The following is a 15,714-nucleotide window of genomic DNA, read 5'->3' as shown; positions in this document are numbered from 1 at the left end:
CCGAAGGGCGTCCTTCGACCAGAAGTTCAGCCTGGAGATGAGGTGCAATCGCTTGGGAACGAGTCTGGACGTTTAGATTTCGAGAGGCGTGTAGACGAAAAGGTCCCGGCCGACGTGTGACTGTTCAACCTGGACTTCGTTGTCATGCGAGGTTCGGCAATGATCACAGGTCGTTCCACGCGTTGGCGCCGGCAATCAGGTCTTCCTTCGTTGCCTTCCCCGCGCGAATCGGCGTAACAACTGCCGTGCTTCTCTTGCGAACTCGCGTTTCCTGGGGGCTCTCGCCTTTCGCCTTGGGTCCAAGGGCAGCATCCAGAAGAGCCTCTTCAACACGACGTTCGAAATGCTGGATTGCGGCGTCAGCATCTACGACATTCGATGGGGACTGGGTGATCGGCTCAACTCCAGCCAAGGGGCACCACAGGTCTTCCCGAAGCATCTGCTTTTGGATCGCCTGTCGATGCAGCAGTTCGACGGCCTCCCGGTTCGCTGAGTAATCAAAATGGCGATATGCAGCAAGAAGCTCTTGACCTCCGACGGTCGCCTTCCTGTTCTTTGACCGCGCCAACCGAAAGGCAAGCACAACAAGTTCAACGACTAGCCTCTTGATTCCGAACGTATAGAGGTGAAGTTGTTCCTGGTGTTGCCTGGGGTCAAAGACAAGAAACTCCGGGGCAACGCCGATGACGACTCGCACGTAGGCAGAAAAGTCCTCATCATCGACGGACATCGGCTCCATCAGTAGCGGGCGAGTCAACAGGCGCTGGTGGTCCTCCTGTTTTCGTCTGAGCAACTTGTGAAGCAAGCTGAAGTTAGCGCCGAAAGCAACGCGTGGGCCGATTTGCAGGAGCTTGATGAGAAGCGCCGTCACCTGAGCATTGGAATCCGCGCCGAACGAGACATGCTGAAGTTCATCTGCGACCATCAGGCACGCGCCATCTCGCCACGACGTTCGACTTGCAAGGTGAACAAGACGGGGCGACCGCATATCCTTGGCGCTGATCACCGCCGCATCGTTCACACCACCCTCGTGGATTACGTGGGGCCGCAACAACGCATTGATCCCAAGGCCTTCCGAGGCGTTCAACTGCCACAGCGGTGACGACTTCAGATTGGAATGGCCAGCGACGGCAAACGCGATCGCCGGACCGAGTAATCGAGCTAAAGCATGGAAGAGGTCCGATTTCCCAACGCCTCCTAGTCCCGTTAGGCAGATCGCAGGGGTCATGACGTGTCCCCAAGGATGCCTCCCATACAAGCCGGCCAAATAGGCCTTCTCGGTCGCCAGATGTATCTCCGCATGCGCCCGCGCCGCTGACAGTAAGTAGCGGATGATGGATCTGACTTGGCGATCTGCCTTGAAGATGCGCCGCAAGGTACCGTCCAGCAGGTCCGCCAACCTATTCGCGTCGTTTCCATGCAGCTCTATTCGAACCGGCGCAATATTGACGGCGCGATCTATATCGTCATCGGTCAGATCAGTCGCATATCGGCCTACAAGGGGCATGGCGTTCATGCTGCTCTCCTCCTAGATTTGCCTTTGATGACCTGCGACTCGTGAGCGGCCGTTCCACTCACCCTCTTCGGCACACCATTGCGAAGTCCTCCCGCGTGCCAACTTTTGCCCGTAGTTTCGGAGAACTCACTCTCGGCTTTCGCTGCTGCCGCCGAGGCACTGATGCGAGTGCTGGACTCGAGGGCCGCACGCTCTCCCTTAACGTGCGCAAGGTCTGCGTCGGAGACATTCAAGTCGTCTTTGTCTATCCGCGATCTTGAATCCGCCTCAACCTGGAAGAGACGTCCGTCATGCTCAACCCAGATGCAGCGCACAACCAGGCTGAGCATGTAGCCTTGAACCTCCACCGTATCCACCCGACCGGCCAGTTTCCTATGCAAGTCCGACGCGACGAACGATTCAGACGAATAGTGCCGATGCCGGTGCCGAACGCCATAGCGGTCTACAGTTAACTTGATGGGGGTCCAGAAAGCGCGTACAGCTTCTTCTAGAGGAAGGCTCCGAGCGTGGGTTCGACAGCGTTGATCGAGGTACTGCCAGTAGTGGTGCGGAGTCGCAACTCGCCCTTCCTTGCGAAAGTCGACGATCTCCTGATCTGTCAACCGCGGGGCAATGTTGCTTGAATGGTTGTCGCTGGCTGCGCGATACAGCTCGCGCTTCGCCATCTGAATTGCATTCAGTTCACTTTGCTTGTACTTGGGCGCGCCTTCGAGCTTGACATCACGCGGATGACTGGACTCGGCACAAGCCTTTGACTGCCCGGCATAGGAGCCCACGATTGATTTGATCGGAAACGCTTGCTGCAGTCGTTCCGCTACCTTTCGATGGCCACCAGGCCCGCGGTCAGAAACGAAGTTGGGCGGAAGCCCCTGCATGATCCAGTTGAGATGCCCCTCAGGGATTCCGTAGAGCCAGGCAATGTACGACTTGGGCGCCGCCATACAGAACAGCATGGATCTGTATGCCTCACCATCTTCGGCACCTAGTGAGAAGCCGACGCCAACGACACTGCCCGTTTTGACGCATATTCCTCGAGCAACTGAAAGCGGCTCCCCAGGATCGCTCGAGAACATGGATGTCGGGCGTTCTGTGTAGTACGCGTCGACCTCGAGCCCCTCCAGGATGTTGGCGTATTGCTGTGTGTAGTTGCCGTTCTCAATTGGCGCCTTTAAACGAATTCGAGGCGCACCGTAGAGCTTCAGCTGAACCTGGTCGAGGCCAAGCTCTCCGACCACTACCGATCGAAACTGCCCGTAGGAGGGAAACGGCTTGTTCTGTGGGTGGACGTATGTGTGGACCCCGTCAACCTCAAGCGCCTTGCAGCCCCATTTATCCAACAAAGCTGTTCTGTGAATGGACGTCATCGTCACACCTTCTGACGCGTAGGTGAGGTACGCTTTTACGATCCGGTCTCGCATTGGAGCTGACGACGATCCGAAGCAGGTGCCAGCTAGTGGAGGACGGCCATACTTTTTCTCCTTATGCGCATCATCACGGCGGTCCCACGTCCCTGTGTAGCCAAGCGTCGGCTGCTTCAGAGCCCACAGGTCTTGGCCGTGGAGCATGTAAGCGAAGAACCACACTTGCAGGCGATGCGGATGAGCCGACGAGGGGTTTGCCAGTTCCTTTGCACTTGCTGCGATTTCACGTAGTGGGTCTTCTGCACCCAATATTTGCATTGCTTTAGCTAGCGCTGGAGCGATCTTGAACAGTCGATCCTCGGCCTGCCCCTGATACGACCTTCTCTTCTTTTTGTACCTTCGCTCCTCGAGGGCAGCGAAATCCAAGCCTTCGTTTTCTTGCAGCCACGGCGGCAGTCGGTACTGAACGGCAAGACGTTTGAGCACAGGGGCATCGCCCGTGATCCAAGACTCGAAGTCCGCCCTGGATGGCATGAGCACATGCGCGCGCCACTGCTTCTTGTGACGGGCGAACCAGACGATGAGAACGCTGCCATCGGATCTGTCCCCTGCGAAGTAGTAGCGAACCCCCTGCCGAAAAGACCCATAGCCATTCGGAGCTTCGAATTGGAGTCCCACGAACACGTCGGCCTACCTTGAAAACCACGCAGCGAAGCGCACAAAAACGTCGTCCACCTCGGGTCGCAATGGGTCGGTCATCAAGATGGGACGGAACAAGTCGACACGCAGGTCGCGGCGCCATATGGACTGCCGGAGAATCGCCGTGGCTTCGCGCTCTGGCACGCCACACTTACTTGCAATCTTTCGGGCGAACACGTACGCCGGTAGATCGCGACCAATTGCGTCCCGCCAGATCTCAATGACTTCCCGACGCTGAGCATCAGTCGCCTCGAGCGGATAGGTGTCGTCCAGGAAGAGGTCTCGCAGATTCCAACACAAGTCGTCTGGCATCTGGTCACGCCCGATGGGCTGCGTTCGAATTCCAGCAGAAGCGTAGTAGTTCTCTTCAAGTTGTTGCCTAGCTACCGTCCCAGGGTCGTCTTCATTAGCTCTGCTTCTGGACGTCTTCGGCCCCTTACGCCTGAAGTCAGATAACTTGCTCTTGACCGAGATGTTGACCACGTACGGGCCTTGTGCGTCCTCCATGTAAGCGAGCAAGTCGCTGAAATAGGGAAACGGCGCGATCGGCCAGTCTTGCGGTTTTGGGCCAAGCCGAATTCGCACCTTTGGATGCTTGAGGCCGAGGCGATCCGCGATCTCGATCGACCCGGCGAACTGCTTGAGTGGAAGCCCGCTCGCCCTGGGGTGTCCGAACAACAGGTGCGGCCGCGGCAGCGGATACATGATTCGCTGCTCTTGCACTTCCCAGCAGTTCGGGTGCATCAGGACAAGAAGCGATGCGAAGGTTTCAGCAGAGCTAAGGGTATGAAACTCGCGCAGTCCCACCTTGGCAGGCCGCAGGATCGATCCCGTGCTGATGCCCGGGGCCTCCTTTGGGTCGGCCCAGATCCCCGCCACGTAGTCAGAACCCCACCGGTCTTTCCATTGACGCTGCTTGATCGTGCGTAGCCTGGCCTCGGTAATCTTGAACTGAGCCATCAAGCACCACCGTTCGTGACGGCACCAATGGCGGTGGCGTCCCCGGTCCCGCCAAGCACGAGAAGCACCTGCCTTCGCGTCATTTGCATCCCCTCTGGGCGCGGTTGTTCCTCGCCCGCCGCAGCGTTCACAAAAGTGTGCAAAGGGGGAGATTGACCCGTCGCGATCGCGACGATAGAGTTCAGTTGTGAGTTTGACTCTGGGGTCTCCCCGGACGGGAAGCGCTTACGGCTGGCAGGCCGTAAGCGCTTTTTTCGTTCACGGGTCCTTCAGCATGGCAGTGCCCTCCGGGAGGTCGCGTTAGCTGGCCGAGGGCTTCAGCCCCAATGCGACCGCCACTTGATGAGATTGCCCGCGCACGCATTTGCGCTCGCCGCGGAGCACCGAATAGACAAGGCCAGGATGAAAGCCTCGCTCGATGGCCCAGGCTCGAACGTTTACGCCTTCAGCGCGGAATCTTCGCCACGCGAGTTGTTCGGCGGATAGGCCAGGAGCGGCAGGCTCCGGCCCATTCGGCCCTCTTGCCATGTTCATCTGCAGTTCTGCTTCGACAAGCTGCATAAGGATCTGGCCCTCAGCTGACCCGGCGCCACCGGCATCCGCCCACTCGTGCGACAGGATGTCGCATGCACCTTCTTGCTCAAGATTGTGCACAGATTGCTCAGGCCTGGCAACAACTATTTGAGAAAATATCCTTATGAATCAATCACTTATTGATACGCCACCCGTATTCGCAATCGTGTCTTCAGTATTCATCGATGCCTGATCGATGTGACCAAGCACACGTCGCGCGCGCTCTTTGACGCACCATTCATCGACGAATGGCGCGATGACGAAACGTTGTTCAGCCTCGCCAGTCGACAACACGTGATCAGCTGCCGAGCACTGGCATCCGACACGTGCCGCGCCCTCTTTGGTCACGCGCAGCTGGGAAGTGCCCACGATCTGCCGTCGTGCCTGGACAAGTTTGTGGAACGGACCGGTGGCGCGCTTGGCAGTGCCGAATCAGTCATTCGGCATCGAACCCTGCTTCCGTTCTACCTTCCATATAGATCGGAGGGTGTCGCGCGCAATGCCTGCGCGGCCATGCGTGGCGCGGGCATTGGCCCATTGAAGGGACAGCTAGGGATGCTGGCGACGCGCTTCCGTGCCCACCACCCCCTCAAGGCGTGCTCCGACTGCATGGCCCAGGATCAAGCCGTCGGTGGCACACCGCATTGGAGGCTGGTCCACCAACTTCCTAGCACCTGGATCTGCCCACGGCACCACCAGATGCTGCTTCGATCAACGGTTAAGGCTACTGGGGTCGGGCGATTCCTCTGGCATTTGCCGGATCTCAAGTCAATGGTGCCCGTATCAGAACGGCCGCCGGAGGCAGCACACCCGATTTGGCGACAGCTTGTCACCTGCGGTGAGCAGGTTCTGGCGCTTCCCAACGGATTTCACTTCGACGACGTTCGGTTGGCGTCGACGTATCGCAGTGCTGCCGCCGAGCAAGGACTGATATCCAGTATCGGCCGCCTATGCACAGCCACCTTTGGCGAAGCGCTTGCGACTGCGGTGGCCCCGCTTCGAGCAATCCCAGAGCTGTCAGCACTGCCGAGCTGCCCGGAAGAAGCGATTGCGCAGTTCGCCCGTCTGCTGCGTCCTCCTAGAACGGGTACGCATCCACTGCGACATTTCGCAATGGTGATAGCGCTGTTCGGCACATGGGAATCCTTCTGGGCCGCCTACTGTGCCGACTCGAAGATTGCCGTCCCACACCACATAAGGGGCTCAAGCGCGCCCGACCTCGCCAACATGGCTTCGGCGAAGGTAGATGCCCGCAGAGCAGAGCTTCTAAACCGGATCGATGCCGGGATGTCGGTCACCGCAGCAGCGGCGTTTGTCGGCATTGCCACTGGCACGGCCATGGCCTGGGCGGCCCAAGCAGCGGTCAGAGTAGACCGACGCCCAAAACTCTTGAAGCCGGACGTGCGTAAGCAGGTCATTCGAGCTCTTCGTCGTGGCGTTGACAAAGCGGTCATCGCCGAGTCGTGTGGCATCTCGATTCAAACGGTGACCAACACTCTCAGGACAGAGATTGGACTTGCTGACGCCTGGCGCGGGGCTCGGTTCACGCAGGCGATGCGTCGGGCCCGCGCCGATTGGGCTGCAATAGCGGCCCGGAATCCGCATGCGACCTATACAGACATCCGACGAATGGCGCCTGCAACTTTCGCCTGGCTTTACCGCAATGATCGCGCCTGGCTCGAAGTTCAAGCCAAGAAGCAACCGCCTGCACCGAGGTCAAACCACTCCCGAGTCGACTGGGACGCGCGAGATAGGGATTACGCAGGCCAGGTTGCCAGGGCCTGCCTCTTGATCGCAGCCAAGACCGCGCCCAAGCGAGTCACGATTGGCGCGTTGTGTCAGGCAGTGCCTGATTTGAAACCCCTGCTCAGCAAGCTAGATCGCATGCCGCTCACCGGAGCCGCACTGAAGCAAGCCACACGCCGGCGTCGTACGGACGAAGGGCATCAGCTGGTCATGACCAATTCACCTTGAGCGGGTTGGCGCGACGCATCTGGCCGCGCAGCACTCATCGACACGCCGACGCGCTTCCGAATCCCGAACAGCAGGTCCATTGCCTCATCTACGTCGTCGTAAAGCAAGGAAATGACCAAGCCGTAGTCGGCGCCCTGCGCGACGGCTCTTGGATCACGCAGCAAGCGCCCCAGCCTCGTCTCTGCAAGACGCTCGCCCTTCTGGATATCCGGAAAGTGCGCAGACAGCCAATGCTGGTCGGCAAACGCTGATATCGCCGTCTTGAGCTTGCATTCGTGCTTTTCAGAGTCGACGCCCATGCCCAGCGCGCTGGCACGCGCCATCAGCTTGCGGTTCAGAGCCCTGGAGTCGGCGGGCGCTGCCCTGTCCAGGAGTGCGCTGCAAACTGAGAGATAGCGTCGCAGGGCGCCTTTCTGGCATTGCAGGGCAAAAGTCCTGACGGAGATTTCGCGAACTCCCCCCCGCTCAAACCAAGTGTGCGGCAACTCGCCGCTCGGATCTCCATCGTCAATCCACGAAAGTGTCATCCGATGCCTCTCGCACCATTCCAGACCGGGAACTTGGTGTGAGCGTCGATACCAACTGAACCCCCAGCGGCCAACATCCTCGGACGCGCATGCCCGGCATGCAAAGAGCCGCCCCGTTGGCAACGCAAGCCCGTAGACCTGCTCTGTGCCTGCGCTGCATGGCGATCCATAGGGAACGTGCGCACCGAAGTCAGAGGCAACGAACCTGAATGGCAACAGTGTGTGGAAGCGCACGAACTGAGCTGTTGGGATTCCCGCCGCGAGCGCCAGCAAGTCGGCATTGCTAAGACCTTCGGTGGCGAGGCCCTCAGCGTCAAGTGAATCGCGCAACTGGCTAGTTGCCATGCCCCTTTGGTGGCCTTGCCACCCATTCAAGGATCTCAGTCGCCCCAGAAGTCCCAGGGCTAGCTCATCTGGCATCAATTCCGCGTGGATCACGGCTCACCTCCTGGGCTGACCTGCTCACTCTGCGCAAGCCTGGTGGCGGAGCCGCGCAGTTGTTCCAGGCCACTGGTGCACGACTCCTAGCGCCGCCATCGGCATTCTGCGAGTAGTTTATATTTATATACCTATATTTGTAAATTACTCTTTACCTGTTGAATGAGAAATGCTGAGATCCGACGGGACATTGGCGCGCGTCTGGTCGACGAGCGGGCGCGCCTCGGCCTCACGCAGCAGGGGCTCGCGGCCGCAGTCAACTGCTCGAGGCTGAGCGTCATTCAGTACGAAAGTGGTCGAAGCTCGCCAGCAGCCGAGACCCTCGTTGCAATGGAGTCAATCGGCGTCGATGTGCGATTCCTGTTGACAGGTTTGCGTGCCGCGCCGCTCCGCATAGATAGAGACCGCTTCACGGTGGCATTCGCCGAAGCTCTGCGGCAAGCCAAAGTTCGACGGGAGCGTCTATCGCCAGAGGAAAAACTGGATCAAGCCTGGCGCATCTACGATGCACTCACCCACCTAAGCAACACTGTGGGCAGAGCCTAACGACACAAAAGTCTGGATCCGAATCAGTCCGACCAAATGCCGATCAAGAAATCCGACCTCAATTCCAAGCTCTGGGCCAGCTGCGACGAACTGCGCGGCGGCATGGACTACAACCCATCCTGAGCAACGGACCAGCTCTGAAGTTCACCGACGCAGGAATATCTCTGCCTGCTCATCCAGCCGCAATTTGATCCGCTCCCAATTGGGAAGATGTCTCGCCAAGGCTTGGTAGAAGGCACGGCTGTGGTTGTGATGCTTCAGATGGCAAAGCTCGTGCAGCAACACGTAGTCGATGGCCTCGCGCGGTGCAGCCACCAGCCAAGGGTTGAGAGTCAGTCGGCCTGATGGGGAGCAGCTGCCCCATTGGCGGGTCATGAACTGCAAGCGAAACGACGGCAGTTGGAGAATCCACCTCAACGGCTCGGAAACGACCTCGAGGCGTGTCGCGAAGACCTCGCGGGCCCGATCACGGTACCAAGTGTCGATACATGCCCTGATCTGATCGACGTCGTGGCGGGGCACATTCACCACCACAAACGCCCCACGCAACTTTGCCTCGGCAGCGCTCGCCGGTTCAACCACAACCTTGAGCCGATACCGCTTGCCAAGGTAGTGGATGGACTCTCCACTCACATACTGGCGCGGCAGCACATGCGCCATCCGTGCCTTGGCAGCAGCGACATGCTGACTGATCCAGCGCGAGCGCTTGCGCACAGCCGCCAGAACATCGGCAAGCGGTGTTGCCGGTGGCGCGTCGACCTGCACGCGTCCATCTGGCTCAACGTGGATCGCTACCCGCGAAACGACGCGTGTGGATTGCCGGCGCAACGTGAACGCAATCTGCTCATCACCATACGCCACACGGTGCTGACCATCAAGATCTAACACTTCCATGATCACGCCTTGCTGAGGCCGATGCGAGTGATCTGGATGACTTGTTCCACCACCTCCTTCGCGTTGTCCAGGCCCAGGCTGCCAAACAGCAGTGGCAGCAGCCCCTTGCGGATCGCTGCCTCGATGTTCTGTGGGTTGAGCGAGTTCTCAGCGACTGCATCCCTGACCACGGTGTCGATGGCCAGGGACTGCTGGACCAAGCGCTCCAGGGCCTGGGAATCCAAAGCGGCAAAGCCGTCTTCACCCAGCACCAAGCGCATGGCACCAAAGTAGGCTTTGGCATGTGGGTTGGCTGCCAGTTCATCCGGCGTACCAGGCGTTGCCCGCGACGCCACTTGTTCCTCGAACGACTTGAACAAGGCGTATTGCTTCAGCGGGTGGTCGAACATCGCCTCGGCCTCGGCGATCGCATGGCGAAGCAACTCACCGAACACCTTTTGTGCGTACGGATCCTCAGCCAGTTCTTGCTCGATGGTCTTCCGCAGCCGGGTCCGGATCATGTCGGTCTCATTGCGGGTCTTCTCTTCCGACCAATCCTCCGGCTTCTCCTGGCCCAGCTGGTGGACCAGATACACACCGTCAGGCTCTCGCACCTCCGTGCCGATGACCTGCTTGTCGACCAGCTTGCGGATCTGCTCTTCGTAGACGCTGTAGTCCACTGTCTCCATGGCATCTCGGCGAGCCGTTTGGCGCAGTTCGGTGAAGAAGCGAAGATCACTCTTGTAGCGAGTGATCAGATCCTCCGAAAAGCTCTTGTCCTCGAAAAAGCTCCGCGAGGACAGTGCCGTCTGGAGGCACAGGCCAAAAGCCGTGAGCGCGTCATAGAAGTCGTCGCGCAGCTTCTGACGCTCGTCGTACTCGGTGCCATCGGCGTCCTTCACGAAGCGAGGGGTGAGCACCTGGCGGAACTGTTCGCGATCCAGCTTGTTGGTGACCGACTTGAAGAACGACCACAGCTGCTCATGGAGCGCAGGCAGACGCTTGTACTCGGTGCTGAACTGGTGGTACAGCCCTTCCAGATCTTTGATGTCGAACCCGCCCTGCGTGCGTGACTCGAGGTCTTGATAGGCACGAATGGCGGTGTCCAGCTCTTTCAGGATGCCGCGGTAGTCCACCAGCACGCCGTAGCGCTTGGCATCATGCAGGCGGTTCACCCGCGCCACCGCCTGCATCAGGTTGTGGCCCTTCAGCGGCTTATCGATGTACAGCACCGTGTTGCGAGGCTCATCGAAGCCCGTGAGCAACTTGTCCACGACGATCAGCAGATCCGGCGCTCCGTCAGTGCCAAAGTCACCGATGACTTGCTTCTCATAGGCTTCGGGGTCGTTGCCACAGGTGGCCATGGCTTGCTTCCACCACTTCTGGACTTCAGGCAGCGTGTCCTCGTCGACTTCCGAGTTGCCTTCACGGGTGTCGGGTGCCGAGATCACGATCGCGCTCGTCACCAGACCTGTCTCGTCCAACGCCTTCTTGTAGCGGATCGCATCCAGCTTGCTGTCAGTCGCGACTTGGCCCTTCAGACCTAGACCCAGCTTCTTGATGTTCTCGTTGAAGTGGGTCGCGATGTCCCACGCGATCAACTCAATGCGGTTGGCGGCGCCATAGATGGCACCCTTCTTTGCGAACTTGCGCTTCAGGTCACTGCGCTGCGCGTCGCTGAGGTTGCTGGTGATCTTGTCGAACCAGCGGTTGACAGCCTCCTCGTTGATGTCCAGTTCCGGCACACGCTCTTCGTAGAGCAGCGGCGCCACGGTTTCGTCCTCCACCGCGCGTTGCATGGTGTAGGCATGGACGATGGGGCCGAACTTGTTGGAGGTCTTCTCGTCCTTGAGCAGCGGCGTGCCCGTGAAGGCGATGTAAGCCGCCTTCGGCAAGGCCTTCTTCATCCGCTCATGAGTCTCGCCGCCATGGCTTCGGTGTCCTTCGTCGACCAGCACGATCATGTCCGGCGAGTCATTGCGACACTCGGGCAACTTGGACGCCGTGTTGAACTTGTGGACGAGCGTGAAGGTGATCCGCTCGGTCCCCTTGCCGATGCGCTGAGCCAGGTCGCGACCGGAAAGGGTGCGGCTGCGCTCGCCATCCTTCTGCGTGGCAATGCTGGAGCCGAAGGCCCCGCCCGTCATGAAGTTGCGCGAGAGCTGGGTTTCAAGATCCACGCGGTCGGTGACCACCACGATCCGGCATTCCTTGAGTCTCTCGACCAGCAGCAGTGCCTTGGTCAAGAACACCATCGTGAAGCTCTTGCCGGAGCCCGTGGTGTGCCAGACAACACCACCCTCACGGCCGCCGCCCTGAGAATCAGGCTTCTTCTGGCTGATGCGCGACAGCAGGGCACGGATGCCGAAGAATTGCTGATAGCGAGCGACGATCTTGCCGACCTTGCGGTCGAAGAGCACATAGCCCCTCAAAAACTCCAACAGGCGTGAAGGCGTCAGCAGACTGACCAGCAACCGATCCTGCTCAGCGGCCTGCATCGGCGCGCTCCAGAGCGCGTCGAAGTAGGTGGCGAGTGATGCAGGCTTGCCTTCAAACAACGCGGCACGGACGTCCGGACACAACGGAGCGTTCTTGACGGCCTGCAGGTGAGCGTCGTCGAACTCTTCCTCACGCCATTTGGCCCAGAACTTGGCGGCGGTGTGGGTGGTGCCGTAGCGCCCCTCGGTCTGGCTGATGGACAGCAGCAGTTGGGCGTACGCGAAGAGGTTGGGGATCTCGTCTGGCCGCTGGTTGCGCAGGTGCTGGCTGATGCCCTCCTGGACCATGGCCTTGGAGGGGTGGCTGCCGCCGCCCGACTCCGGACGCTTGGCCTCGATCACCACCAACGGGATACCGTTCACGTAGGCCACCACGTCTGGCGTCCGGTGGTGTGTGCCTTGCGCAGACAAGACCTCCAGTTCCTCGGTAACGTCCCAGCGGTTCGCCGAAGCACTCGTCCAGTCGATCACTGCGATGGTCGGTTGGTGCTTCTTGCCATCCGGCATGAACTCCGTGACCGTGATGCCTAAGGCCAGCTTGCTGTAGAGCCGCTCGTTGGCCGGCAGCAGCCCTTCAGCCAAGCTGAGGGCAGACAACTCCCGCACGACCTGCTCGATGCCGCTGCTAGACAGCGGGTACCACTGGCCCTTGTACTCGTAGAGGCGGGTCTGTAGCACCTCGACCAGGCGCGACCTCAGGATGACCTCGCGTGTGCCGCCGCGCAGTGCCAGCGCCTGGGCCGTGGTCAGGAAGTTCCAACCTAGGTTGCACAGCAGATGCAGCGCCGGAAGGTGTGTGGCGTACTGCTCCTTCGAGTTGGGGACGGCGACGGTCATGGCGTGGTCTCGGCGGCAGGAACACGGACGCGGCGCTTGCCGGTAAGCAGGTCGGCCATAAGCGCGGTCTTCTCTTGCTTGAGCCGCTCGATCTGCGCAGCGATGAGTTCCACTTCTCGCCTCGCGATGTCCAGCACCTCCACGATGCGCAGTTGGACGGGCAGCGGTGGAATGTTGAACGGCCACTTCAGCCAGCGCTCAGTCTTGAAGATCATCTTCTCGACGTGCACACCGATGCTCGAGTGAAAGCAGGTCTGCTGGAAGTAGCGCGACTCGGATAGGTAGCGCAGGAAGCGCAGATCGATCTGCCCGTCGCTGTTGAGCACCGCGTACTCGTTGGAGACGACCGCTCCGTCCAATTCGGCAGGCACGATGCCACAAGCGCCATGCACGATCTGCCGCTTAGAAATCAGGAAGTCGCCGGTGCGGACATAGAACTGCGTTGGTGTCTTGATCTCGCGGCCGGCCAGGGTCTCACGCAACTCGACGCCACCGCGCGAACGCTTGACTGTCACAAGACGATAGGTCTCATCCTGGGTCAGTGGTGCGGGCCGGCGCACCTCGGTCAGATGGCGACCAAGCGGTGTGCGACACCACCCTGCCGGCGCGGGAGGCAGGTTCGGGATTCCGGGCTGTACCGAGGGCGGGAAGCCCCCGTTGTCGGCCAACCCTCGTGCGTCGGGATTGGCGGCTGGAAGGTGCAAACAACGTGCAAGCAAACCTTGCCATTGCACTCGTCGGTTCGCGAGAAGCTGCTCCGCCTTGGAGATTGCCTTATCCCATGTGGACAGCGCGTCGGCAATGCGTGTCTGCTCATCGGCTGGCGGCACGGTCAATGCAACGTCTTTCAGCAACTCGGTATCAAGGCGACCGGTGCCATGGCCCGCGGTGTCTACGAGGTCAAGAATCTCGTTCTTCCGGGCGAGTAGTTGATACGCGAGGAATCGGGCGTTCAACGTACCCTTCGGGAGCAGGGCCTTAATGTCCTGATTGAATGCCATCTCCTCTTGGATGAAGCAAACGGGAAGGTCTTTCAACAATGTCATGCCCCGGGTCAGCACGAGCACGGCGTTCGCTGGCGCAACGGCCGAGGCAGCCCGTCCGGCATCCGTAAGTCCAAGCAGGGTCGACCGCAAGTACATAGTCTTCATGTCTCGCGCCGAAACCCAGGGGAACTTGCCACCCCAGAAGCTGATGTTCTCCTTGCTGGGCGTGCCGCCTGACAGGATCCTCGTTTCAGCGCCGATCGTGCTGGATCGCCATCCCTCAGGCAGCATCACTGCGCCCTTCCATTCCCCACCGTGGTTGAGCCCTTTTGAGTTCGGCAATGTCGTCCTCGCCAGCTGCTCTCGCTTTCGCCGCACGCGCGTCCCCGTGCTCGACAGGCTTGCCGTTACTCATAGCCAAGCTCCTTCAGGTAGGCATCCATCTGATGCTCTAACTGCGCCAGCTCTGCTTTGAGAAGCTCGCGCTCGCGCTTCACAACCATCAGGTCGATCTCGTCCTCTTCCTCGAAGGTGTCGACGTACCGCGGGAGGTTGAGGTTGAAGTCGTTCTCGGCGATCTCGGCCGGCGTGGCCAAATGCGCGTAGCGCGCCACCGGCTGGCGCGTGGCGACGGTGTCCAGGATGCGCTCAAGGTCGGTCTTGCGCAGCAGGTTCTGGTTCTTGCCGGCCTCGAAGTCGCGGCTGGCATCGATGAACAACACCTTGTCGTCTGTCTTGTACTTGCGGAACACCAGCACCGCGGCAGGGATGCCCGTTCCGTAGAAGAGCTTCTCGGGCAAGCCAATCACGACGTCGAGCAAGTTTTCCTCAACTAGCCTCTGGCGGATGCGCCCTTCGGCCGCACCACGGAACAGCACTCCGTGTGGTACGACCACTGCCATGCGGCCGGAACCTGGCTTCATCGTCTCGACCATGTGGAGGATGAAGGCGTAGTCGCCCTTAGTGCGCGGAGGCACGCCGCGGCGGAAGCGGCTGAACTTGTCGGCGTCGGCGCCTTCGAAGCCCCACTTTTCTAGGCTGAAAGGCGGGTTCGCAACGACGATGTCGAAGTGCTTCAGGTTGATCGTGCCGTCCAGCAGCTTGGGGTTGCGAATGGTGTCGCCCCACTCGATGCGGTGGTTGTCCTCTCCATGCAGAAACATGTTCATCTTGGCGAGAGCCCAGGTGCTGCCGATCGCTTCCTGGCCGTAGAGCGCGTACTTGCGCGAGCCAGTGCCTTCGCGGACCAGTCGGCCGCACTTCATCAACAGTGAGCCGGAGCCACAGGTCGGGTCGCAGATCTCGTCGCCTTCTTGTGGCGCCATCAGCCGTGCCATCAGAGTTGAGACCTCGGGCGGCGTGTAGAACTCGCCGGCCTTCTTGCCGCTGGTCGAGGCGAAGTTCTTGATGAGGAACTCGTAGGCGTTGCCGATCACATCGAGCTGGCCAACGCGGCTGGGGCGCAGGTCCAGTTCGGGCTTGGCAAAGTCCTCCAGCAGGTGGCGCAGGATGTCGTTTTTCTGCTGCTCGTCGCCCAGCTTGTTGGAGTTGAAGCTGATGTCCTGGAACACATCGCGCAGCTTGGTGATGTTGGCTTCTTCGATGGCGTGCAGAGCCTTGTCGATGCGCTCGCCGTTGCCAGGGCTGTGCCGCTGGTTGTACAGGGCATAGAAGCTCGCGTCAGAGGGCAGGACGAAGCGCTCGCTCTTGAGCATCTCGGCGATCAGCTCCGGGTGATCACCGTACTGCTGCTTGTAGCCGTCGTAGTGGTCTTGCCAGACGTCCGAGACGTACTTCAAGAACAGCATCGTCAACACAAAGTCTTTGTAGATGCTTGGGTCGACAGTGCCGCGGAAGGTGTCGCAGGCGTTCCAGACAGCGGCGTTGATGTCGTCTTGGCTGACGTTCGTGATTTCAGTCATCGGT

The 15,714-nt window shown here is 59.9% G+C and carries 11 protein-coding genes; 2 read left to right on the top strand and 9 right to left on the bottom strand.

The genetic code is table 11. The annotated features are described in order from the left end of the window. Nucleotides 1–163: 163 nt before the first annotated feature. The 4 genes from ASD35_RS26925 to ASD35_RS26340 form a co-directional block, all read right to left on the bottom strand. Nucleotides 164–1,516 (bottom strand): hypothetical protein, encoded by a 1,353-nt coding sequence (locus ASD35_RS26925; RefSeq protein ID WP_157275315.1) that lies wholly within the window; start codon nt 1,514–1,516, stop codon nt 164–166. Then, nucleotides 1,513–3,561: a hypothetical protein gene (locus ASD35_RS26920; protein ID WP_157275314.1), complete on the bottom strand. Its 2,049-nt coding sequence runs from the start codon at nt 3,559–3,561 to the stop codon at nt 1,513–1,515. Before ASD35_RS26920 ends, ASD35_RS26925 begins: the two co-directional genes overlap by 4 nt. A 6-nt stretch (nt 3,562–3,567) precedes the next feature. Continuing rightward, nucleotides 3,568–4,536 (bottom strand): hypothetical protein, encoded by a 969-nt coding sequence (locus tag ASD35_RS02650; RefSeq protein WP_056873341.1) that lies wholly within the window; start codon nt 4,534–4,536, stop codon nt 3,568–3,570. A 300-nt stretch (nt 4,537–4,836) separates the two neighbouring features. Then, nucleotides 4,837–5,064: a DNA-binding protein gene (locus tag ASD35_RS26340; RefSeq protein ID WP_082579853.1), complete on the bottom strand. Its 228-nt coding sequence runs from the start codon at nt 5,062–5,064 to the stop codon at nt 4,837–4,839. A gap of 243 nt (nt 5,065–5,307) precedes the next feature. On the opposite strand from ASD35_RS26340, the gene ASD35_RS26335 reads away from it, so the two are divergent. Next, on the top strand, nt 5,308–7,083 hold the full coding sequence (locus ASD35_RS26335; protein WP_082579832.1) for a TnsD family Tn7-like transposition protein: 1,776 nt from the start codon (nt 5,308–5,310) through the stop codon (nt 7,081–7,083). On the opposite strand, the gene ASD35_RS26330 is transcribed toward ASD35_RS26335, so the two are convergent. Beyond that, on the bottom strand, nt 7,056–8,048 hold the full coding sequence (locus ASD35_RS26330) for a TniQ family protein (protein ID WP_082579831.1): 993 nt from the start codon (nt 8,046–8,048) through the stop codon (nt 7,056–7,058). The genes ASD35_RS26335 and ASD35_RS26330 overlap by 28 nt on opposite strands. 162 nt (nt 8,049–8,210) lie before the next feature. Here ASD35_RS26330 and ASD35_RS28455 point away from each other — a divergent pair, with 162 nt between their 5' ends. After that, complete coding sequence (locus ASD35_RS28455; RefSeq protein ID WP_082579830.1) at nt 8,211–8,594, top strand: helix-turn-helix transcriptional regulator; 384 nt, start codon at nt 8,211–8,213, stop codon at nt 8,592–8,594. 144 nt (nt 8,595–8,738) lie between these two features. Here ASD35_RS28455 and ASD35_RS02640 read toward each other — a convergent pair whose 3' ends face one another. The 4 genes from ASD35_RS02640 to ASD35_RS02625 all read right to left on the bottom strand — a co-directional run bounded on the left by ASD35_RS02640 (nt 8,739) and on the right by ASD35_RS02625 (nt 15,710). Next, nucleotides 8,739–9,488 (bottom strand): M48 family metallopeptidase, encoded by a 750-nt coding sequence (locus ASD35_RS02640; protein ID WP_056873339.1) that lies wholly within the window; start codon nt 9,486–9,488, stop codon nt 8,739–8,741. A 2-nt stretch (nt 9,489–9,490) separates the two neighbouring features. Next, nucleotides 9,491–12,802 carry a type I restriction endonuclease subunit R gene (locus ASD35_RS02635; protein ID WP_056873338.1) on the bottom strand — a complete coding sequence of 1,104 codons (3,312 nt, stop codon included), beginning with the start codon at nt 12,800–12,802 and terminating at the stop codon, nt 9,491–9,493. Continuing rightward, a complete protein-coding gene (locus ASD35_RS26320; protein WP_082579829.1) occupies nt 12,799–14,079 on the bottom strand; it encodes a restriction endonuclease subunit S in 1,281 nt (426 codons plus the stop codon). The genes ASD35_RS02635 and ASD35_RS26320 overlap by 4 nt, the downstream gene beginning before the upstream one ends. Before the next feature lie 116 nt (nt 14,080–14,195). Beyond that, nucleotides 14,196–15,710: a type I restriction-modification system subunit M gene (locus ASD35_RS02625; RefSeq protein WP_056873336.1), complete on the bottom strand. Its 1,515-nt coding sequence runs from the start codon at nt 15,708–15,710 to the stop codon at nt 14,196–14,198. Nucleotides 15,711–15,714 lie beyond the last annotated feature (4 nt).

Origin of the sequence: Pelomonas sp. Root1444 (assembly GCF_001426885.1) — a bacterium.
Lineage (GTDB): Bacteria > Pseudomonadota > Gammaproteobacteria > Burkholderiales > Burkholderiaceae_C > Pelomonas.
This window is presented reverse-complemented; position numbering and strand designations above follow the sequence as displayed.

Excerpts from the sequence above, each read along its gene's own strand:
- ASD35_RS02650 (WP_056873341.1), bottom strand. The coding sequence starts at position 4,536 with ATGGCTCAGTTCAAGATTACCGAGGCCAGGCTACGCACGATCAAGCAG.
- ASD35_RS02625 (WP_056873336.1), bottom strand. The coding sequence starts at position 15,710 with ATGACTGAAATCACGAACGTCAGCCAAGACGACATCAACGCCGCTGTC.
- ASD35_RS26340 (WP_082579853.1), bottom strand. The coding sequence starts at position 5,064 with ATGGCAAGAGGGCCGAATGGGCCGGAGCCTGCCGCTCCTGGCCTATCC.
- ASD35_RS28455 (WP_082579830.1), top strand. The coding sequence starts at position 8,211 with ATGAGAAATGCTGAGATCCGACGGGACATTGGCGCGCGTCTGGTCGAC.
- ASD35_RS02635 (WP_056873338.1), bottom strand. The coding sequence starts at position 12,802 with ATGACCGTCGCCGTCCCCAACTCGAAGGAGCAGTACGCCACACACCTT.
- ASD35_RS26925 (WP_157275315.1), bottom strand. The coding sequence starts at position 1,516 with ATGAACGCCATGCCCCTTGTAGGCCGATATGCGACTGATCTGACCGAT.
- ASD35_RS02640 (WP_056873339.1), bottom strand. The coding sequence starts at position 9,488 with ATGGAAGTGTTAGATCTTGATGGTCAGCACCGTGTGGCGTATGGTGAT.
- ASD35_RS26320 (WP_082579829.1), bottom strand. The coding sequence starts at position 14,079 with ATGCTGCCTGAGGGATGGCGATCCAGCACGATCGGCGCTGAAACGAGG.